Annotated in this window: 18 protein-coding genes; 7 read left to right on the top strand and 11 right to left on the bottom strand. The window is 73.5% G+C overall.

What is annotated here, in order from left to right; all coding sequences use genetic code 11:
* Nucleotides 1-88 precede the first annotated feature (88 nt).
* From ABZ738_RS03600 to ABZ738_RS03590, 3 genes are read right to left on the bottom strand one after another with little or no spacing between them, the layout of a single operon-like run.
* On the bottom strand, nucleotides 89-895 hold the full coding sequence (locus ABZ738_RS03600; RefSeq protein ID WP_131056550.1) for a DNA-formamidopyrimidine glycosylase family protein: 807 nt from the start codon (nucleotides 893-895) through the stop codon (nucleotides 89-91).
* A gap of 31 nt (nucleotides 896-926) precedes the next feature.
* A complete protein-coding gene (locus ABZ738_RS03595) occupies nucleotides 927-1,124 on the bottom strand; it encodes a DUF397 domain-containing protein (RefSeq protein WP_117226020.1) in 198 nt (65 codons plus the stop codon).
* Entirely contained in the window at nucleotides 1,117-2,004 is an 888-nt protein-coding gene (locus ABZ738_RS03590) for a helix-turn-helix transcriptional regulator (protein WP_357210681.1), read from the bottom strand. Before ABZ738_RS03590 ends, ABZ738_RS03595 begins: the two co-directional genes overlap by 8 nt.
* A 318-nt stretch (nucleotides 2,005-2,322) precedes the next feature.
* Here ABZ738_RS03590 and ABZ738_RS03585 point away from each other — a divergent pair, with 318 nt between their 5' ends.
* From ABZ738_RS03585 to rocD, 6 genes are all read left to right on the top strand, one after another.
* Nucleotides 2,323-2,538: a hypothetical protein gene (locus ABZ738_RS03585; protein ID WP_131056545.1), complete on the top strand. Its 216-nt coding sequence runs from the start codon at nucleotides 2,323-2,325 to the stop codon at nucleotides 2,536-2,538.
* Nucleotides 2,535-2,858, top strand: a complete 324-nt coding sequence (locus ABZ738_RS03580) for a hypothetical protein (protein ID WP_131056543.1) — start codon at nucleotides 2,535-2,537, stop codon at nucleotides 2,856-2,858. Before ABZ738_RS03585 ends, ABZ738_RS03580 begins: the two co-directional genes overlap by 4 nt.
* A gap of 110 nt (nucleotides 2,859-2,968) precedes the next feature.
* Nucleotides 2,969-3,661, top strand: a complete 693-nt coding sequence (locus ABZ738_RS03575; protein ID WP_131056541.1) for an SDR family NAD(P)-dependent oxidoreductase — start codon at nucleotides 2,969-2,971, stop codon at nucleotides 3,659-3,661.
* Between the two features lie 265 nt (nucleotides 3,662-3,926).
* The gene (locus ABZ738_RS03570) at nucleotides 3,927-5,063 is read left to right on the top strand and encodes a hypothetical protein (protein ID WP_357210677.1); all 1,137 of its coding nucleotides are present in this window, start codon (nucleotides 3,927-3,929) and stop codon (nucleotides 5,061-5,063) included.
* Nucleotides 5,064-5,937: 874 nt separating this feature from the next.
* A complete protein-coding gene (gene ddaH, locus ABZ738_RS03565; protein WP_201272469.1) occupies nucleotides 5,938-6,753 on the top strand; it encodes a dimethylargininase in 816 nt (271 codons plus the stop codon).
* Entirely contained in the window at nucleotides 6,750-7,964 is a 1,215-nt protein-coding gene (gene rocD, locus ABZ738_RS03560) for an ornithine--oxo-acid transaminase (RefSeq protein WP_201272468.1), read from the top strand. Before ddaH ends, rocD begins: the two co-directional genes overlap by 4 nt.
* 53 nt (nucleotides 7,965-8,017) lie before the next feature.
* Here the strand turns inward: rocD and ABZ738_RS03555 are convergent, their stop codons facing one another.
* The 6 genes from ABZ738_RS03555 to ABZ738_RS03530 are packed head-to-tail and all read right to left on the bottom strand — an operon-like array spanning nucleotide 8,018 to nucleotide 15,350.
* The gene (locus tag ABZ738_RS03555; protein ID WP_131055763.1) at nucleotides 8,018-9,166 is read right to left on the bottom strand and encodes an FHA domain-containing protein; all 1,149 of its coding nucleotides are present in this window, start codon (nucleotides 9,164-9,166) and stop codon (nucleotides 8,018-8,020) included.
* Nucleotides 9,163-9,456 (bottom strand): 4a-hydroxytetrahydrobiopterin dehydratase, encoded by a 294-nt coding sequence (locus tag ABZ738_RS03550; protein ID WP_131055761.1) that lies wholly within the window; start codon nucleotides 9,454-9,456, stop codon nucleotides 9,163-9,165. Before ABZ738_RS03550 ends, ABZ738_RS03555 begins: the two co-directional genes overlap by 4 nt.
* A 57-nt stretch (nucleotides 9,457-9,513) precedes the next feature.
* The gene (locus ABZ738_RS03545) at nucleotides 9,514-13,125 is read right to left on the bottom strand and encodes a hypothetical protein (protein WP_357210672.1); all 3,612 of its coding nucleotides are present in this window, start codon (nucleotides 13,123-13,125) and stop codon (nucleotides 9,514-9,516) included.
* Nucleotides 13,126-13,173: 48 nt separating this feature from the next.
* Nucleotides 13,174-13,494 carry a divalent-cation tolerance protein CutA gene (gene cutA / locus ABZ738_RS03540; RefSeq protein ID WP_131057047.1) on the bottom strand — a complete coding sequence of 107 codons (321 nt, stop codon included), beginning with the start codon at nucleotides 13,492-13,494 and terminating at the stop codon, nucleotides 13,174-13,176.
* Nucleotides 13,495-13,503: 9 nt separating this feature from the next.
* Nucleotides 13,504-14,520 carry a 1-acyl-sn-glycerol-3-phosphate acyltransferase gene (locus ABZ738_RS03535; RefSeq protein WP_131057049.1) on the bottom strand — a complete coding sequence of 339 codons (1,017 nt, stop codon included), beginning with the start codon at nucleotides 14,518-14,520 and terminating at the stop codon, nucleotides 13,504-13,506.
* A complete protein-coding gene (locus ABZ738_RS03530) occupies nucleotides 14,520-15,350 on the bottom strand; it encodes a patatin-like phospholipase family protein (protein ID WP_131057051.1) in 831 nt (276 codons plus the stop codon). Before ABZ738_RS03530 ends, ABZ738_RS03535 begins: the two co-directional genes overlap by 1 nt.
* A gap of 169 nt (nucleotides 15,351-15,519) precedes the next feature.
* On the opposite strand from ABZ738_RS03530, the gene ABZ738_RS03525 reads away from it, so the two are divergent.
* Entirely contained in the window at nucleotides 15,520-17,109 is a 1,590-nt protein-coding gene (locus ABZ738_RS03525) for a serine/threonine-protein kinase (protein WP_176095133.1), read from the top strand.
* A 237-nt stretch (nucleotides 17,110-17,346) separates the two neighbouring features.
* Here ABZ738_RS03525 and ABZ738_RS03520 read toward each other — a convergent pair whose 3' ends face one another.
* Together ABZ738_RS03520 and ABZ738_RS03515 are read right to left on the bottom strand one after the other, a co-directional pair.
* Nucleotides 17,347-18,408: a glycosyltransferase family 4 protein gene (locus tag ABZ738_RS03520; RefSeq protein WP_131055004.1), complete on the bottom strand. Its 1,062-nt coding sequence runs from the start codon at nucleotides 18,406-18,408 to the stop codon at nucleotides 17,347-17,349.
* Between the two features lie 148 nt (nucleotides 18,409-18,556).
* Nucleotides 18,557-19,228: a BON domain-containing protein gene (locus ABZ738_RS03515; RefSeq protein WP_131055000.1), complete on the bottom strand. Its 672-nt coding sequence runs from the start codon at nucleotides 19,226-19,228 to the stop codon at nucleotides 18,557-18,559.
* Nucleotides 19,229-19,295 lie beyond the last annotated feature (67 nt).

The raw sequence follows: 19,295 nt of genomic DNA, 5'->3' as shown, positions 1-19,295 counted from the left end.
CCACCCCGGATCGGCGGGCGCGAGCACCGTCGCCGGGCGTTAGGAAGGGTCCCCTGCTATACGCGAGGCGTTAGCAGGGGACCCTTCCTTACATCTGGCACGTCGAGCACCAGTACAGGTTGCGGGCGCCGAGGGTGCCCCGGCTGACGGCGGTGCCGCAGACGTGGCAGGGCTGGGCGGCACGGCGATAGACGTACACCTCGCCGCCGTGCCGGTCGACGCGGGCCGGGCGGCCCATCGCCTCGGGCAGGTGCGCGGCACGAACGGTGTCGATGCGACCGGCGGCGACGGCGAGCGTCATCAGCTCGACCAGGTCGGCCCAGATGGCGTCCCAGGCGGGACGGCTCAGCTCCCGGCCGGGCATCCTCGGCGGCAGCCCGGCGCGGAACAGCGCCTCCATCACGAAGATCAGACCGGTGCCGGCCACCACCGACTGATCGAGCAGCAACGAGGCCAGCGGCGTGGAACTGCGCCGGATCCGGTCGTACGCGCGGTCCGGGTCGGCATCGGCACGCAGCGGATCGGGGCCGAGGCGGGCCCGCAACGCCGCCACCTCGGGCGGGGTGAGCAGCTCACACGCGGTCGGCCCACGCAGGTCGAGCCAGTGCCGGTCGCTGGCCAGCCGCAGCCGGATCTGCCCCACCGGCTCCGGCGGCTCACCGTCACCGTCGGTCACCTTGCCGTAGAGACCGAGGTGTACGTGCAGGGTCCGCTCACCGGCGTAGTGGTGCAGCAGGTGCTTGCCATACGCCTCGGTGGCCTCCAGCACACTCCCGGAGAGCAGCGCGGCACCCTCGGCGAACCGGCCCTGAGGGCTGGCGGCGAGCACCTTGTCCCCGGCGAACAGCTCGGCGTGCCGAGCCGCCAGGCGATGGATCGTATGTCCCTCTGGCACGACACCAAGCGTAGTCAGCCCGCCGTCGTGGTCAGTGTGAGCGGTGCCGCACCTGCCGCACGAAGGCCGTCCAGGCGTACGGCGTGACGGTGAGCACCGGGCCGCACGGGTCCTTGCTGTCCCGGACGGCCACCACGCCGGGCAGGTTGTCGGCCACCTCGACGCAGTCGCCTCCGCTCCCGCCGCTGCGGGTGCTCTTGCGCCAGACGGCCCCGGCCAGATCAGTCATGATGCTCCTCGATGATCATGTTGATCATTTTCTCTGATTCTGCCTCACCGGAGGCGAGTGACTCCAGGTCGTTCCAGACGTGTGCGAAGGCGGCCACCTCCGTCGGCCGGTCGAGATAGAGCGCGCCGGTGATGTTCTCCAGGTAGACGGTGGTGGGCTCGGTCGAGACCCGGCCGAGCCCCTGCGGGAAGCCCAGCACGACGAAGGTGCCGGTCTCGCTGGCCAGCGGCGGGCCGGCGGCCAGTGGCAGGACCCGCAGCGAGACGTTCGGCAGCGCGGCCACGTCGAGCAGGTGGCGGAGTTGCTCGACCATCGCCTGCCGGTCGGGGAGGGTGCGGCGCAGCACGGCCTCGCTGAGCACCACCCTGAGGGTGGGCGCGACGGGCAGCCGCCGGACCAGGATGCTCTGCCGTTGCAGGCGCACCGCCACCAGTTTCTCCCGCTCCTCGGGGGTCATCGTCGGGTTCTTGCGGCGGAAGAGTTCGCTGGCGTAGGCGCGGGTTTGCAGCAGCCCGGGAATCAACTCGGAATCGTAGCGCCGAATCAGTGAGGCGGCCGATTCCAGGCCGACGTAGAGCGAGAACCAGGACGGGACCACGTCGCCATAGGAGTGCCACCACCCCTTGGCCCGGGTCTCCTTCGCGAGCCCGGCGACGATCGCCGCCATCTCCTCCGGCACCCGATAGAGATCACACATCGCACGGGCGTCCACCAGCCGGACCGGCACCAGGCCCTTCTCGATCCGCCAGATCTTCTGTCGTGAACAGTCCAGCGCCCGCGCCGCCTCGTCGAGGGTGATCGTGGCGTGTTCCCGCAGCTCGGTGAAGAGTCGCCCGAGCTGCCGTCGGGGCACGGTGGACCCGCTTGTTTCATCCAGCATGCAACATCACCGCTCTCCTTCCTGCAACACGTGATGTTCCCGGACGCACGCGATCGCGTTTCCGGACGCACGCGATTTATTTCCATTCGTCGCGTGCAATTACCGAAAGGCAGTAGGGCGGTGCGGAACGTTGCGCAAGACGGGCGGGAGACGGATTGTGGAGGCCGTCCGGGGCTGAATGAAATGCCGTCATGAATTGACGTGAAAACGCAACGGAGCACTTCTTGCCGACGATCATCGCCGCGCCGAGAGGACCACGATGGGCGTAGCCTCCACGACCACGACCGGCACGGTCGCGTACTCCCCGGGTGATGCACGGTGACCCGCCACGGCCCGGTGCTGCCCACCTGGATGTGCGCCGGATGCGACCGGCCCTGGCCCTGCGCCCGCCGCCGCATCGAACTCCGCGCCGAGTACGACCAGGCGCCCGTCTCGCTCCGGCTCTATCTGGGCTCCTGCCTGGTGGCCGCCAGCCAGGACATGTCCTGGGCCACCGCGGGCACCCTGCACCACCGCTTCCTGGGCTGGCTGTGACCCGCCACCTCCCCACCGACCGCGTCCCGGCCGAGCGGGGGCACGACGGTCAGCTTCGGGCCGGTGACCTGGTGCGCGTGACCCGTCGGGCCAGCGTGCAGTTCCATCGGTCGATCATGTTCCGGGTGATCCGCGAGCTGGACTGGACCACCTACGACGGGTGGGTCTGGCTGGACGGATACCAGCTCGACATCCAGGGTCACGCGGTCACCCGCCGGTCGATATTCGTCCAGCGCGCCGGCCTCACCCTGGTCCGCGCCGCACCCCGCCAGACCTCCGCCCGCACCACACGGAGTCCGGCCCGAGGCGTACGCCGATAGCCGGCCGGACTCCCTACTCATTGGTAGGGAGTACTCAGAAAACTCTGGTTCAATTGCGCCTCGGGCCGCCGGGAGGGCGGGCACCATCGGTGCGATGAGGACGGTGGGGCATGGCGGAACGAATGCGCTGCGCAGTGGTGATCGGCAACAGTGACGGGATCGGGTTGGCGTTCACCCGACGGCTGCTCGCCGACGGCTGGCGGGTCGCCGGAGTGTCCCGCCGCGACAACGGCATCGGAGTCCCCACGTACGCCCACCACACCGTCGACGTGACCGCGCCCGACTACCCGGAGGTGCTGACGAAGGCGATCGACGAGCTGGACGGGGTGGACCTCTGCGTCTACGCCGCCGGCATCGGCGAGCCCGTCGACCTGGCCGACCTGGAGGCGCAGACCCGCACCCTGGAGGTCAACCTGATCGGGGCGGCCCGCACGGTCGCCACCGTCGTGCCGAGGATGGTGGCCGCCGGTGACGGGCACCTCATCGGGCTGTCCAGCATGGCGGACCGGATGGTCTCCGGCGACGCACCCGGGTACGCCGGGTCGAAGGCGGGACTGTCGTCGTACCTGCTGGGGCTCTCGGCGGCGCTGCGCGGACAGGGCGTGAGCGTGACCACCGTGCGGTTCGGGTTCGTCGACACCAAGATGGCCAAGGGCCCGGTCCGGCCGCTGATGATGACGGTGGACCGCGCGGTGGACGTCCTCGTCCGGTGCGTCCGCAACCGTCCCGTCCTGGTCTCCCGCCCCCGGCGGGCGGCCCTGCTCACCACCCTCCTGGCACCCCTCACCCGCCCCCGCCGCTGACCCTCGCTGCCCGCCCTCGCTGCTGGGCCTCGCTGCCGGGCCGGATCCGCCTTCGCTGCCGAGCCGGTCCTGCCTCGTTGCTGAGCCGGATCCTGCACCGTCGCTGCCGGGTCCTTCCTCCCCGGGAACCGAGCTTCCCAAGATCTAATTGGCTCGATGCCGCACGGGTGTCGGGAAAGTGCGGGCTGGGTATCTCGATGGCGTTGACGCGTGGCGGGCGAAGGACGGGGTCGGCGCCGGCCACGCATGACCTGGAGGTGAACCCATGAGATTTCCTTCGCTGTCCCGCCGGGAGGAGCCCGCGCCGCCCCCGGCCGCCGGTGACGAGGCCGACCGCACCGGCACGGTGGCCACCGAGGCCCGTCCCGCCGACCGCCCGAGCGTCGAGGAACGCACCGACGACGGCACCACCTACCGGGGCGCGGCGGCGACCACCACCACGACCACCGACCCGGACCGCACCGCCGCCGAGCGCGCCACAGGCCGATACCGCGCCGCCGCCGAGCGCGCCACCGACCGGCTCCGCGCCGCCACCGGACGCGCCACCGGTCGGGACCGCACGGCCGCCACCCCCGCCGCCGTCGAGGACCGCGCCGACACCGGCCGGGATCGCTCCGTCGGCGCCGTAGCCGCAGATCGCACCGCTGCCGACGCGGACCACGCCGCCACCGCCCGTGCGACCGACCGAGACCGCACGGCTTCCGCGCGGGCCGCCGACCGGGACAACGCCGCCGGTGCGGCCACCACCACCGAAGCCGGTACCGGTCGGACGACCGACGGTCCCGCCGCCGAGCGGGCTGCCGTGGCGCGTGCCGTCACCGCCCGTTCCGGCGTCGACGGTTCCCGCCGCGCCCGCACCACCGCCCCGGTCACGGCCTCCGCCCCGGTCACCGAGACCGACCCGGACGTGCGTACCGACCGGGCCCCGGTCACCACCGACCGCGACACCGTGGGCGACCGCGACACCGTGGGCGACCGCGACACCGTGGGCAGCCGGGACACTGTGGCCAGCCGGGAGACGACGGCCGACCGGGACACCGTTCCCGCTCCCGACGCACCGCCCGCGCCCGCCGGGCCGCGCCCCCGGGCCAGCCTGCTGGCCACACTGGGCCTGATCGTCGGCGTCGGCGGCATCCTCTTCGTCCTCACCGGAACCCTCGCCGGATACGGCATCGCGGTCGGCGCGATCGGCGCGGTCCTCGCCGTACTGGGCCTGATCGCCACCCGGCGGCGGCACATCGCCGGCAAGGCCGACGCGCTGTTCGGCATCGCCATCGGCCTCGGCGCGGTGGTCCTCGGCATCCTGGCGATGACCGGCCAGTACGACTGGCCGACCACCGACGGCGACACCGTGGCCCGCTTCCGCGAGTGGCTTGACTCACAGTTTGTCGATCGCATCTAGAGGGCACATTTCAGCCCGCCGGTGGTTCACCGGCGCCCGGCCGGCGAGGTACCGGCCGTAGCCCGACCAGTTCTGGTGGTTCACCAGCCGGGCGCACACACCCTCGTCAGGGGCGGCGATTCGCCGCCCCTGACGCGCGTCCGGGGCACCTCGAACAGTCCTCTCGATGCGGTGGCGTGAGCAGGTCCGTGGAGCCACGCAGCGGCGTGAGTAAGGCCGTGGGGCCACGCAGCGACGTGAGCAGGTCCGTGGGGCCACGCAGCGGCGTGTGAGCGACCCTTGTGGGCCGAGAAGCGGGAACTGGGGCCTTGCCGGGCGGAGCGGGCGAGGCGTGCGGTGGCCAGGTCACGTGACCGCGTCCTCCGAACACACCCCGAGCAGGATTCGCCTGGCAATCTTGGACAGTTTCCGTTAGCAGCTAACGGAAACTGTCCAAGATTTGCGTTGCGCTGACGGGACCGTGGGCGTTGTGAGGTTCGCCGGTCCGCCGGTCGCTCGAACGGAGGCCGCTCCGGCCGATTCCACCCGACCAACGGTGTCCAGGACACCGACAGCACCCCCGACACCGCGAGCACCGATAGCGCCAGGGAGCCAGGCAGCGTCCGGCTGCCGCGCCACCGCTGCGGACGTCATCGACCGCGCGGCGAGACGACCACGCACGGTGAGCAAGCCGAGGGCCTCTCGCACGAGGCCATCGAGACGTGAACGCAACGATCAACCGCCACCGCCACCTGAGACGCAACGATCAGTCGTACTGCGCAAGGGTCGGCGGTGGATTATGCGGCTGGGCGGCGCATAACGTTGAGCAACGGCGCCAGCCCGTGGGCCGACGGTGGCCAGGGCGCGCCCGAGCCCTGGGAGCAGGACAATGACGATGGACGCCACCAGCCAGCGCTTCCTGATGTGCCGGCCGACGTACTTCGCCGTCGACTATGCGATCAACCCGTGGATGGACCCGACCGCCCCGGTCGACACCGACCGTGCCGTGCGGCAGTGGGAGCGGCTGCGGCAGGTGTACCGCGACCTGGGTCACGTCGTCGAGGAGATCACCCCGCTGCCGGGCCTGCCCGACATGGTCTTCGCCGCCAACGGGGGCACCGTGATCGGTGACCGGGCGATGGCCGTGCAGTTCCGCGACCCGCAGCGCGCCGACGAGGCGCCCGCGTACCGGTCCTGGTTCGAGAACGCCGGCTTCGAGGTGTACGACCCGAAGCACGTCAACGAGGGCGAGGGCGACGTCCTGCTCGCCGGTGACGTGGTGCTCGCCGGCACCGGCTTCCGCACCGCGCACGCCTCGCACGCCCAGTTGCAGGAGGTGTTCGGCTACCCGGTGGTCACCATGCACCTGGTCGACCCGCGCTTCTACCACCTGGACACCGCGCTCACCGTGCTCGACGAGCGGACCGTGGCGTACCTGCCGGAGGCGTTCTCCCCCGGCAGCCAGGCCGTGCTGCGCCGGTTGTTCCCGGACGCGGTGCACGCCACCATGGCCGACGCCGAGGTGCTGGGCCTGAACGCGGTCAGCGACGGTCGGCACGTGGTGCTGCCGGAGCAGGCCACCGGCCTGGCCGCGAAGCTGCGGGACCGGGGCTACCAGACGATCGGCGTCGACCTGTCCGAGCTGCGCAAGGCCGGCGGTGGACCGAAGTGCTGCACGTTGCGACTCCGTCAGGGAAAGGCGAGCCAGTGATCGAGGACATGCTGCGGACTCCGGCCGTGGTGCGGGACGCCGAGCGTCACACCGCGCACAACTACCACCCGCTGCCGGTGGTGATCTCCTCCGCCGAGGGTGCCTGGGTCACCGACGTGGACGGTCGGCGGTATCTCGACTGCCTGGCCGGCTACTCGGCGCTGAACTTCGGGCACCGGCACCCGACGCTGATCGCCGCCGCGCACGCCCAGCTCGACCGGCTGACGCTGACCAGCCGGGCGTTCGTGCACGACCAGTTCGCCGACTTCTGCCGGGAACTCGCGGCGCTCTGCGGCAAGGACCTCGTGCTGCCGATGAACACCGGCGCCGAGGCGGTGGAGACCGGCATCAAGGTCGCCCGCAAGTGGGGTTACCAGGTCAAGGGCGTACCGGACGGGCAGGCCACCATCGTGGTCGCCGACGGCAACTTCCACGGCCGGACCACCACCATCGTCAGCTTCTCCACCGACGAGGACGCGCGGGCCGACTTCGGGCCGTACACGCCGGGCTTCCGGATCGTGCCCTACGGTGACCTGGCCGCGCTGGCCGAGGCGGTCGACGAGCACACCGTGGCGGTGCTGCTGGAGCCGATCCAGGGCGAGCAGGGCGTGGTGGTGCCGCCGGAGGGCTACCTGGCCGGTGTCCGGCGGCTCTGCGACGAGCGCACCGTGCTGTTCATCGCCGACGAGATCCAGTCCGGTCTGGGCCGCACGGGCGCCACCTTCGCCTGCGAGCAGGAGGGCGTGGTGCCGGACATGTACCTGCTGGGCAAGGCGCTCGGCGGCGGCATCGTGCCGGTCTCGGCGGTGGCCGCCGACGCGGCGGTGCTCGGGGTGCTCCGGCCCGGCCAGCACGGCTCCACCTTCGGCGGCAACCCGCTGGCCTGCGCGGTGGCCACCGAGGTGGTCCGGCTGCTGGCCACCGGCGAGTTCCAGCGGCGCTCGACCGAGCTGGGCGAGCGGCTGCACGCCGGCCTGCGCGCACTGATCGGCAAGGGCCTGGTCGCGGTACGCGGCCGGGGGCTGTGGGTCGGGCTGGACATCGACCCGACGCTGATGAGCGGCCGGGAGGCGTGCGAGCGGCTGATGGAGCGCGGCGTACTCGCCAAGGACACCCACGGCTCGACCATCCGCCTCGCCCCGCCGCTGGTGATCACCGAGGAGGAGATCGACCACGCGGTGGCCCAGTTGACGGCGGTACTGGCCGGCTGACACCCGCAGGGCGGGCGTCGGGACCACGGTCCCGGCGCCCGCCGTCGTCCGCGTCAGCGGGGCAGGCGCATCGCCATGGTCGGCGCCTCGGACATCACCGAGTCGGGGTTGTACGGCGCACCCGAGGGCAGATCGCTCGGCCGCCCGATCTGCACGCCCGGGTACAGCTCCACCATGTCCCCGCTCCCGAGGGCGCGGGACTGCTGCGGCGCCAGCGGCAGGCGGTCCGACTCGGCCATCGAGCCGCCCGGCCGGATGCCGGAGCCGTTGGTGCTCACGTCGGTCGCGACGATGTCGCCGCCCCGCAGCTCAAGCCGCAGATGACTGCGGCTGATCCAGCGCCGGGCCTCGTCGTTGAGCCACTGGCCCAGCATGATCGCGTTGGCGCTCTCCGGGGCGCGGCCGATCGTGACCGGCTGGTCCTCGGTGAGCACGAAGCGACGCCGGATCAGGCCACCGACGCGTACCGCCAGGACCTCGCTGCGCGGCCGGGGGCCGTCGTCGCGGAGCCGGGTGCCGTGCCGGGGGCAGGTGGGTACGCCACCGCGCAGCGACGGTGGCGGCTGGCCGGTCGGCGCGCGGTCGATCCGGGCCAGGTCGGCGAAGGCACCCCCGCCGCCGGCACCGCCGAAGAGGGTGCAGCCCGACTCGGAACAGCGCCACTGCCGGGCGAGCAACTGGACACCGGCCGGTGACGGCGGCCCGGTGAGCGGGATGTGGCCGCCACCGACATGGGCGATGAAGACCGGCCCACCGGCACCGGGCACCGGGGCGAGCACCCGGCCGGGCTGGTCGACCAGCCAGGGGAACCGCCCGCGCAGGCCGTCGAAGCGGACCCGGCTGAGCACCGGCAGGCCGAGCAGGTCGGCCACCTCAAGCATCCGGTCACCCGGATTGTCCAGCACCTCGACCAGGCCGTCGTCGGCCCAGCGGCGGACCACCATCCGCTCGTTGGAGGTCAGGTCGGCGTCGGAGAGCACCCCCCGGTGCACCACCGCGTAGACCGGGACGGTGTCCTCCTCCAGGCTGCGCGCCAGCGCGTCGAAGACCATGCCGAGGCGCAACGTGCTGGCCGGTCGGCCGCCGTCGAGGTCCTGGTAGCGGATGACCTCGGCGAGGTCGATCACCGCACGGACGAGCTGCGGGTCGGTGCAGACCCGCCCCTCGATCGCGTCCAGGACCTTGCTGATCTCGAACCTCATCGGGCCGCCCCCACGATCTCGTCGATCCGCCGGGCCAGCTCGACGTCGCGCAGGGTGACGCCGCCGGCCGAATGGGTGACACAGCGGAACGTCAGCGTCCGCCATCGGATGTCGATGTCCGGGTGATGGTCCAGCTCCTCCGCCACCACGGCGACCCGGTCGACGACCGTGACGGCGGCCGGGAAGCTGGCCAGCTCCACCGTGCGAATGATCCCGGCGGGGTCTCCCGACCAGTCCGCCAGTCCACCCAGCTCGTTTCGCACCGCCTCGGCGGTGAGCACGTCAGCCATGGCAAGGACCCTACCTGTGCCGTCCGACGGCGGCGCGACCAGCGGCTGCGCCATCGATCAGCTCATCCTGCCCATGGCGTCACGGAGACGACCCAGGTCGCGACGGCGGCGTTCGTAGGTGGCCGCGAGACCGATCAGCGCCAACCCGGCGACGGCCAGGAAGACCCACCGGGGCAGCAGGTCCCAGCTACGTCCCGCCTCGTGCAGGGCGAGCCGGGCGAGGGTCAACCCGCCGAGCACCACCGGCGCCTGCCAGCGGCGGACCGCCCCGAGCAGCGTGACGGCCAGCGCGGCGACACCGAGCAGCAGACGGCGCCACGGCTGGTCGTCGGCGTCGAACAGCAGGGTTCCCAGACTGGGCAGCAGCAGCGCGACCAGACCCGGGCCGAGGGCGAGCCAGCTCTTCAACCCCGGCCGGGTACGCATCGCCACCGCACCGAACACGAGCGCCAGCACCGCCGCCGGCACCGTGTACGCCTCGACCACCCGCACCTCGCCGGAGCGCAGCAGAAGCCAGATGGCGAGGAGTTCGCTGCCACCGGCCACCGTGGCGAAGACCCACCGTCGTCCGGTCGACTCGCCCCGGCGCAACAGCCGTACCCCGACCGCCACTCCCCAGAGCACGCAGATCGTCGCGGCGTACCGGCCGGAGCCGACGGTCAGCAGCACCGCGACCAGCGCCACCGCCTGCGCGGTGACGTCCAGCACCGAGCGGACCGCCGACAGGGCGACGGCCAACGCGAGGACCAGCACCGCGACACCGAGCACCGTGAACCCGGCCACCCGCAGCGGCAGCCCACCGGCCAGCGGGGCGGTGATCGCGAGACCGATCGCCGCCGCGATCGCGACCAACCAGCCGACCAGGCGTACCGCGACCGCCCGGGCGGCCACCCCGACCACCGTCGCCGCCACCACGAGCAGGCCCAGACCGGCCAGCGTGCCCGCCCTGGTGGCCTGGAGGTTGAGCAGCCCGGCACCGGTCAGCACCAGACCGACGGGCAGGCCGGCACCGAGCAGCGCGCCGGACCGGCCGCGCAACGCGGTGACCAGCAACGCGGCCACCCCGCCGAGCAGCGCCGTCGCCGGCACCAGCGGCCAGGGTGCGGCGGCGGCCACCAGCAGCACCGGCCCGGCGGCGGCCACGAACGGCAGCAGCACCGCGACCGTCCGACCCCGACCGGCCCGGTGAGCCGGCCAGGTGGCCAGTGCCGCCGCCAGGGCCAGCACGGTCAGCGCCACGCCGACCGGCAACGCGCCCGGGGCGGCCACCGTCGACGGCACGCCGGACCACGGGACGGGCGGCGGGCCGTACGGGGCGACCAGCGCGACCACGGTCACCGGGAGCGCCGCCAGCACCGCCGCCACGGCCAGCCACACCCCGGCCACCAGCGCCGGAATCGGCGGGCGGGACCGGACCACGGAGACCGCGAGCAGCAGCGCCGCGACCGCCGCATAGACCGCCAGCCGCTCGTCCCCCGGCACCATCAACGGCGCGAGGCCGGTCAGCAGGGCCGCCACGGCGAGACCCGCCGAGGCGTACGGGTGCAGGTCCGACCAGAGTCGGCGGACGACGAGCAGCACGACCACCGGCAGGGCGAGAGCGGCCAGGGCCGCCCGTGCCTGCCACCACGGGGTTGCGCCGGCACCGATCAGCGCGATCGCCGTGCCGGCCGGCACCACCAGCACCGCCAGGGCGGCACCGACGCCACCGACGGCACGCTGCACCACACTGCCGCGCCGGCCCAGCACGGCCGCGCCGACGCCGACGGCCAGGATCACCGCGCAGGCCGCACCGGCTCCGGCCGGTGCGGCCAACCCCACCAGCAGACCGTGCCCGAGCAGCGCGACACCGGTCAGCGCCGCCGCCACCGGAAGCACACTCCGCGTCGCCGGGCGGGCCACCGCGACGAGCACCAGCGCCGCCCCCACCGGCAGGTCGAGGGCGACCAGCGCCGGCCACGGCGCGGCCCAGGACAGCGGCACGGCCAGCGCGGCCAGACCGACGCCCGCCGCCACGACCGCCGGACGGGCCGTCCGGGGCAGCAGCCACCCCACCGCGACCGCGACCAGGGCGACCGTCACGGCGAGCTGCCAGCCCAGGTCGAACGTCTCTCCCGCCGCAGCCCCCCGCCACGGCGGCAACGACCTGCCCACCGCCATCGCGGCCGTCACCAGGGTCGTCAACGTGACCAGCAACCCCACCCCGGCGACCACCAGCATGGTGCCCGCCCGGGGACCGGGCCGCCAGGAGGCCGGCAGCAGCCCCAGCGCGCCGACCAGCGCCACCGCGAGCAGGCCCCCCGCCAGCAGCCACACCGACGGCTCCACCTCGGCGACGGGCCGGAGCACCGCGCCGGCCAGCACCGGCACCAGGAACGCGCCGGCCAGGGCCCGCCCGGTCGGGCCACCGGCCCACAACGACGCCCCGAGCAGGGTGAGCGCCACCAGCAGCATCGGCCCGCCGGCCAGCACCGTGCTGCCGCCCGCCTCGCCGACCAGCAGCGGCACCAGGGCACACCCGGCGGCGAACAGCACCGCCACGGCGTACCCGACCCAGGCCGCCATCTGACCGGCGAACCTCGGCCCCGGAGTCGTCGTGGCCCCCTCGCCCGCGACGACGGTCCGGCGCCGTAGCGCGACGATCACGGCCAGGTCCACCAGTGCCACCCCGACGAAGGCCACCGCCCATCCCGCCGCGCCCGGCCGGGCCTCGGCGGCGAGCAGCGGCACCACCGGCTGCGCGGCGAGCAGCGCCGCGAACCACGGCACGGTCAGTCGGCTGATCAGGGCGTACCCGGCGGCCACCCCGGTCGCGACCACCGCGACCAGCCCCGCGTACCGGCTGCCCGGCCAACTGGAGACCCCGAACAGGTCCACCGTCCAGGCGGCGTACCCGTCGAGCACCACCAGCAGCAGGCCGACGGCGGCGAACGTCTCGGCGGTGCTGTACAGCCGACGCCAGCGGGCGACGAACGGCACGGTGAGCATCAGCGCGGTGATCGCCAGCAGGATCAACGCCCGGCCGGGCACCCCGACCGACGCCCAGGCGACGGCGGTGAACACCGTCGCGGCCGTGCCGAGCAGCAGACCGCCGAGGACGAAGAGCAGGTTCTGCACCGTCTTGGTGGAAGCCTCCGCCCCGCCCGGCCCGGCGGCGTTCGCGACCGGCATCGCCGGCACCGGCGGCCACCCCGCGCCGGGCCCAGGCCCCTGCGGCTGCGGTCCGCCGGGGACCGGTCCACCGGGCATCTGCCCCGGCGGCAGTTGCCTGCCCGGCACCGGGCCGCTGGGAACCGGGCCGACTGGCAGCGGGCTGCCGGGGATCGGGCCGCCGGGGATCGGGGCCCGGGGTGCGCCGGGGACCGGCGCGGCCGGAGCGGCCGTCGCGGCGACCGGCACCCCCGGCCGACCCGCCACCGGACCCGCCGGGAACTCGGCGCGTACGGCGGCGGCCAGCTCGGCCCGACGCCGACGGACCGCCGACAACCGGCCGGTCAACCCCTCGAACGCCTGACGGGCCCGTTGCACCTCGCCGCCGAGCACGACGATCTCCCGGTCGAGCCGGATCACCTCGGCGGCGGCGGCGTGCGGCGGGCGACCGCAACCGGTGCACCCGGAACTCAGAGTCGCCGGTGCGCCGCAGGCCGGGCAGGGGTAGCCGTTGTCCACCAGGTCATCCTTGACGGGCGACCCCCACCAGCACCAGAGTGCGCGTACTCAGGCCCGGGTGTGCTCGAACACCCAGGTCGCGTACGCCGGGTCGCCGCAGTCCACCCGGCTGACCAGGATCTCCGGCACCTCGTACGGGTGGCTGGCGCGGATCTGCTCCACCAGCGCGTCGACCCGGTCCGGTGCGGTCTTGAACTGCAACGACCACTCGGTGCTGGTCTCCACCCCGGAACGCCACCAGTAGGTGCTCTCCACCTGGCCACCGACCTGGGCACAGGCCGCCAGTCGACCGGCCACCGCGGCGGCGGCCAGCAGATCGGCGACCGACCGCGCGTCCACCACCGTCGTCACCACGCTGATCTGGTCCATCCCGGAACCCTACGCGGCGTCGTCACGATTGGCCGCGATCCACTCGTCTATCCGACTCCACCACTCGTACAGCCAGTCGATGCGCTCCTGGCGGCCGGTCGGGACCTCTTCCGGCGGCACCGACCAGAACCGCATCACCAGCCGCTTGTCCATCGGCAGCTCGCGCCACACGTCGGCGACGGTGAGCATCCGGTCCAGCCCGGTGTGCGCCACGAAGATCACTCCGGCGTCCGGCGCCGCGTCCAGCGCCGCCAGCAGGCCGCCGGGCTGCGGGGCGAGGACGTGCTGCATCGCCTCGGCCTTGACCGCCATCCGCTCGTGCCCCCGGTCCCGCAGCCGGGCGATGGCCCGCAACCGCCGCTTCGGGGTGAAGTTGCCGCCCTCCGGGAAGATCACGAAGGCGTCGTCGTCGTCCAGACCGACGGCGAGGTGCCCGATCTGGTCGGTGAGCGAGCCCCGGCCGTCGCGCCCCGGCGCGATGAACCGGCTCGGCAACCGGTTGAGCAGCACGTCGATCGCCGGGTCCCACTGGAGGGAGTCCTTGAGGACGATGCGCGGCTCCCGCTGGAACCAGTTCACCAACGCGTGGATCAGGATGAACGAGTCGCCCGGACCGGCGTGCCGGCAGACCACCAGCTCGGGTCGGCCGGGCAACGCGGTGTCCGGGTCGGTGCCGACCACGTCGATGGTCAGCCGCAGCGTCCACTTCGCCTGCCAGAACAGCACCCGCAGGAACCAGCCCGCCAGCACGTAGTGGGCGCGCTGGAAGGCCGGCGAGCCGACCCGCCAGCCGAAGCCGGAGGCGACCCAGAGCCCGAAGAGACAGAGCAGCGCCGCCGCGTCCCAGAGGAGATAGCAGAAGCCGATCCAGAGCACCCGCAGCGGGCGCAGCCGCCCCGGCACGAAGGGGGACACGGCCAGGGCCAGCACGGCCCACACCGGCACGGTGGTCACCAGCAGGAGCACCAGCAGCACCATTCCCGGCGCCAGCAGCAGACGGCGGATCCACCGGTGCGGTAGCGGCATCAACGCTCCAGATTCGCCAGGTAGTGCCGGGAGGCCGAGTACGCGCGGCTGATCCGCCGCCCCACCGCCGCCATGTCCCGGTACGCCCACGGGGTGTCGTCGCGCGGTTCCAGCCCGCCGGTCGGCAACACGTGCACCTCGACCCCGTCGGGCAGGGCCGCCATCTCCCGGGCGAACCGGTGCCGGCGGGCGATCTCGAAGGCCACCTGGGCGATCTCCCAGGGCCGCCGGGGCGGCGCCAGCGCCCGTTCGATCCGTCCCACCTGGAGGACGAAGATCCGGCCCGCGCCGGCCACCACCGCCTCGCCGATCGGGATCGAGTTGACGATGCCGCCGTCGACGTAGTGCTGGTCGCCGATCCGGGCCGGCGGCAGCAGCCCCGGCACCGACGCGGAGGCGAGCACGGCGGGCACCACCGCCCCGCTGACGAACCAGTGCTCGGCGGCCCGCTCGATGTTCGCGGCGCAGCAGCGGAACGGGACCTGAAGGTCGGCGAAGGTGGTCTCCGCGCCCAGCTCGCTCTCCAGCAGCTTGCGCAACGGTCGGGGCGAGTGCAGGTGGGTACGCGCCGCGAAGCGCCGCAGTTGCCGGGCCACCGAGTCGCCGTACACCTCACTGGCCTCGGGGGACGCCCAGAGGCGGACGAGCCGGTCGGTCACCGCCTCGGTCGGATCGGCCGCCACGAGTGCGCCGTTGACCGCGCCGATAGACGTGCCGAGCACCATGTCCGGGCGGATCCCGGCGCGGAACAGGGCCCGCAGCATGCCCACCTCGACCGCGCCGAGGACGCCACCGCCCCCGAGCACGAACGCCACCGGTCCCCGAGCCATGCCGTTCATCCTGGCACGTCCGTGCCGTACCCCGTTCACCCCGGCACAGCAGGCCCCCCTGCGTACGCACCGTGTCCGAACCGGTACGGGCTGCCCGGCCGACCGTTGACAGGGCGGCAACATTCGCGCAACCTGATACCGCTCCCACCTATGAGGGCAGGTGCGATCCGTGAAGCCAGCACTGCAGCCCGGCCGGTTGCTGGCCACCCGTTACCGGCTGATCGACCAGATCGGTGCCGGTGGCATGTCGGTGATCTGGCGATCCCACGACGAGGTGCTCGACCGGGTGGTCGCACTCAAGGTGCTCGCCCCGTCGCTGGCCGCCGACGCCCGGTTCCGCGACATGGTGCGCGAGGAGGCCCGCGCCGCCGCCGCGCTCGTGCACCCGCACGTGACGTCGGTGCACGACTACGGCGAGACCGTGTCGCCGGACGGCTCCATCACGTCGTTCGTGGTGATGGAGCTGCTCACCGGCGAGGAGTTGGAGTTCCGGCTCACCGAGGGGCCGCTGCCGTGGACCGAGGCGGTGGAGATCGGCGCGCAGGTCGCGGACGCGCTCGCCGCCGCGCACCGGCTCGGCATCGTGCACCGCGACGTCACCACCGCCAACGTGATGATGACGCAGGTCGGCGCCAAGGTGCTGGACTTCGGCATCGCCACCCGCATCGGCGCCCCCGACGACGACGAGGACGGCGGCACCTTCGGTACCCCGGCGTACGTGGCTCCGGAACGGCTGGACGGCGCGCCGACCCAGCCCGCCACCGACGTCTACTCGCTCGGGGTGCTGATCCACGAGATGCTCACCGGCCGGGTGCCGTACCCGGCGGACACGTGGGAGGAACTCAGCCTCGCGCTGGCCGAGGGGGCACCGCCCACCCTGGACGGTGTGCCGGGGCTTCCCCCGACGGTGGCCCAGGTCTGCCTGCGGTGCCTGTCCCGCGACCCGGCCGACCGTCCCACCGCCCGCCAGGTGGCCACCGTGCTGCGGGACCAGATGCTCCCGGCCGACCCACAGGCCACCACCATGCTCTCCCCCACCGTCACGCTCCCCGCGCTGACGTCGACCCGCGCCACCGCCGCCGTCGGTCCGGCCCACAGCACCATCGTCGGGCCGGTCGTTCCCGGCGCCAGCGGAGCGGCCGGTGCCCCGACGACGGCCACGGCGGCCGGGGAACCCACGCCCGGCGGCCACCAGCCGGGAACGCGCTCCCCCGGCGACGACGCCCCGACCGAACGACGCCGACGGCTGCTGCGACCGGCGGTCCTGGTCCCGGCAGCGATCCTGGTGATCGGGGCGGCGCTGCTGGTCCCGGCACTGCTGCCGGAGGGCGACGAGCCCCCTGCGGCGCTGCCCACGCCCCAGCCGAGCGCGTCGGCCGGGCCGACCGCGCCGGACGACACCGCCAGCGCGCAACCACCCGTGGCACCGCCGATCACCTCGGCCGCGCCGCCCCCGACCAGCGCCGCGCCCACCCGGGCGAGCCGACCGGACACCCTGGTCGAGGCCGCGAACCGGCTCGACCGGGTGATCGGCGCCGGTCTCGCCGACGGCGGCATCCGCGACGACGTCGCCCTCGACCTGCGCAACGAACTACGCAACCTCACCCGGGCGGTGGCCCAGGGCGACGGTGAACTGGGACCCGAGGTCGCCCGGCTCCGCGAGAAGGTCGCCACCCGGCTGCGCGAGGAGGGGCTGAGCCCGGCGTACGCCCGGCAACTGGACGCGGCGATCACCGCGCTCGGCGCCGCGCAGGTCTAGGCCGCACGGGGTCCGCGCCGCTCGGCGCCGCGCAGGTCCAGGCCACGCAGGGGGTCCATGCCGTCACGGGTCTAGGGCCTGTGTCGAAGTCCTCGGTCGAGCCGAGGCGGAGTCCAGGCTGCGGTCCGGCAAGGCGGGAATTGGTCCGGATACCGGTGTTGTATCCGGACCAATTCCCAACGCGGCCGGTCGTCGCCTGGGCCCGCCGCAGGCCGGCCAGGGACTTCGACACAGGCCCTAGGCGCGGGTCACCCGAGCCGGTTCCCGTGTCGCGGACCGTGGGGTGGCCGCCGCCAGGAACCGGCGGTACACCTCCTCGTAGCCGGCCGCCATCCGCTCCACCGAGAAGGTCCGGGCCACGTGCGCCACGCAGTCCGCCGGGTCGAGGCGGGGTGCCTCGCGCAACGCCGCCGGCAACTCCTCCGGACGCTCGCAGATCAACCCGGTCACCCCGGGCCGGACCAGCTCCGGCACCGCGCCCCGGCGCAACGCCACCACCGGCGTGCCGGTGGCCATCGCCTCCAGCATGACGATGCCGAAGGGCTCCTCCCACTGGATCGGCATGATGAGGCAGGACGCCTCGACCAGCAGCCGCAGCGCGACCTCCCGGTCGGCGTCGCGGACCACCGTGACGTCCGGGCCGAGCAGCGGTCGGACGACCTCGTCGAAGTACCGCTGCTCCGCCGGCTCGCTGCACTTGCCGGCCAGCACCAACGCCAGGCCGGCCTCCCGGCAGGCACGGATGGCCAGGTCCGGCCCCTTGTCCGGACTGAAACGGGCGAGCCACAGCACCGGCCCGTCACCGGCTGCGGTCTTACGCGGGAACCCGCCGACCTCCATCGCGTTGTGCACGGTGCCGACCCAGGGCAGTCGCGGGTTCAGCCGCCGTTGGGCATGCGAGATGGCGACCAGACCGACGCCCTGGTCGGTGTCGCTGAGCACGGTGCCGTACTCGCCCACCGGGTTGCCGTGCACGGTCGCCACGGTGGGCACCGCGCGACGTCCGGCGACCAGCGGACCGATCGTGGTGTGGTCGTGCACGACGTCGAAGTCGGCCGCGCTGAGCAGATGGTTCACCCGGGCCAGATGGGCCAGTTCGGGCAGTGACTCACCGAGCCGGTCGTACTGCAACTCGTCGAGGGTGGCGAGGAAGTCGCCCGCGGTGCCGTGCGCCGCACCGGCGCCCATCAGGGTCACCGCGTGTCCCCGGTCGACCAGGGCGTCCACCAGGCCCGCCACCACCTGCTCCAACCCGCCGTAGCCGGGCGGGGGCACGGACAGCCAGGGTGGCACCACCATCGCGATCCGTAGTGGGCGTTCCCAGGGAACGTTGTCGGCCACGAGCCCTCCCCGTCCGTCTCCGCTGGCCCCGATCCCCGGTACGGCGGTCGGGGATCGAAGCGGTTTCCCGGTGCCGCCGCCGGCAAACGGGACACCGCATCGCGGCTCAGCCGCCCACGATCAGTTCGTCGCGTACCACCGACACCCCCTCGGCCGACCAGGCCATCCGTTCCGCCTGGTCGCGTTCCCACCACGACCGCACCACCCCGGTCAGGGTCACCGTGTCGCCGCTGACCTGCACGGTCACCCGTTCCGTGCCGATACCGCGCAGCAGGGCACGTTGCACGTCGCGGCGTACCCGGTCGCCGTCGGGCGGGACGGCGGACCGCACCCCGACCAGGTTCGTCACCCCGCGTACGCCCCGCAGCCGGCGCAACTCCCGCTCGGCGGTACGCCGTTGCCACCCGAACTCCACCTCGCCGCGCAGCATCAGCCAACCGGCGGCGACGGTGACGTCCAGGCGTTCGGCCGGCACGAAACTGTTCCACTCCAACGCCCGAGCGGCCGCGATCGCCAGTTCGCCGTCGGTGATCCCGTCCGGCCCGGCGGGACGCACCTCGATCTCGTCGGCTATCGCGCGGACGCCGCGTACCCGTCGGGCCGCACCGACCGCCGCCCACCTGCGGGCCGCACCGTCCACCGCACCGGTCAGCGTCACCACCCCGTCGTGCACGGTGACCCCGATGTCGGTTCCGCGTACCCGCGGATCCCAGTCGAGCTCGTCCAGTACGTCCCGCTGGACCCGGTCGTCGGTCCGGGCCGTCGCTGCCGTGGTCATGGGTCCCCCCATCCGCCTGACCTGCTCCCGCAGCGCTGAGCCTGCCCGAATACCGGGTGAGCGCGGG

Source organism: Micromonospora sp. NPDC047793, from assembly GCF_040642635.1.
Lineage (GTDB): Bacteria > Actinomycetota > Actinomycetes > Mycobacteriales > Micromonosporaceae > Micromonospora.
This window is presented reverse-complemented; position numbering and strand designations above follow the sequence as displayed.

Coding starts and splice junctions, on each gene's coding strand:
- ABZ738_RS03550 (WP_131055761.1), bottom strand. CDS start 9,456: ATGGCTGACGTGCTCACCGCCGAGGCGGTGCGAAACGAGCTGGGTGGA.
- ABZ738_RS03555 (WP_131055763.1), bottom strand. CDS start 9,166: ATGAGGTTCGAGATCAGCAAGGTCCTGGACGCGATCGAGGGGCGGGTC.
- ABZ738_RS03575 (WP_131056541.1), top strand. CDS start 2,969: ATGGCGGAACGAATGCGCTGCGCAGTGGTGATCGGCAACAGTGACGGG.
- ddaH (WP_201272469.1), top strand. CDS start 5,938: ATGGACGCCACCAGCCAGCGCTTCCTGATGTGCCGGCCGACGTACTTC.
- ABZ738_RS03570 (WP_357210677.1), top strand. CDS start 3,927: ATGAGATTTCCTTCGCTGTCCCGCCGGGAGGAGCCCGCGCCGCCCCCG.
- ABZ738_RS03595 (WP_117226020.1), bottom strand. CDS start 1,124: ATGACTGATCTGGCCGGGGCCGTCTGGCGCAAGAGCACCCGCAGCGGC.
- ABZ738_RS03520 (WP_131055004.1), bottom strand. CDS start 18,408: ATGGTGGTGCCACCCTGGCTGTCCGTGCCCCCGCCCGGCTACGGCGGG.
- ABZ738_RS03515 (WP_131055000.1), bottom strand. CDS start 19,228: ATGACCACGGCAGCGACGGCCCGGACCGACGACCGGGTCCAGCGGGAC.
- cutA (WP_131057047.1), bottom strand. CDS start 13,494: ATGGACCAGATCAGCGTGGTGACGACGGTGGTGGACGCGCGGTCGGTC.
- ABZ738_RS03530 (WP_131057051.1), bottom strand. CDS start 15,350: ATGGCTCGGGGACCGGTGGCGTTCGTGCTCGGGGGCGGTGGCGTCCTC.
- ABZ738_RS03535 (WP_131057049.1), bottom strand. CDS start 14,520: ATGCCGCTACCGCACCGGTGGATCCGCCGTCTGCTGCTGGCGCCGGGA.
- ABZ738_RS03590 (WP_357210681.1), bottom strand. CDS start 2,004: ATGCTGGATGAAACAAGCGGGTCCACCGTGCCCCGACGGCAGCTCGGG.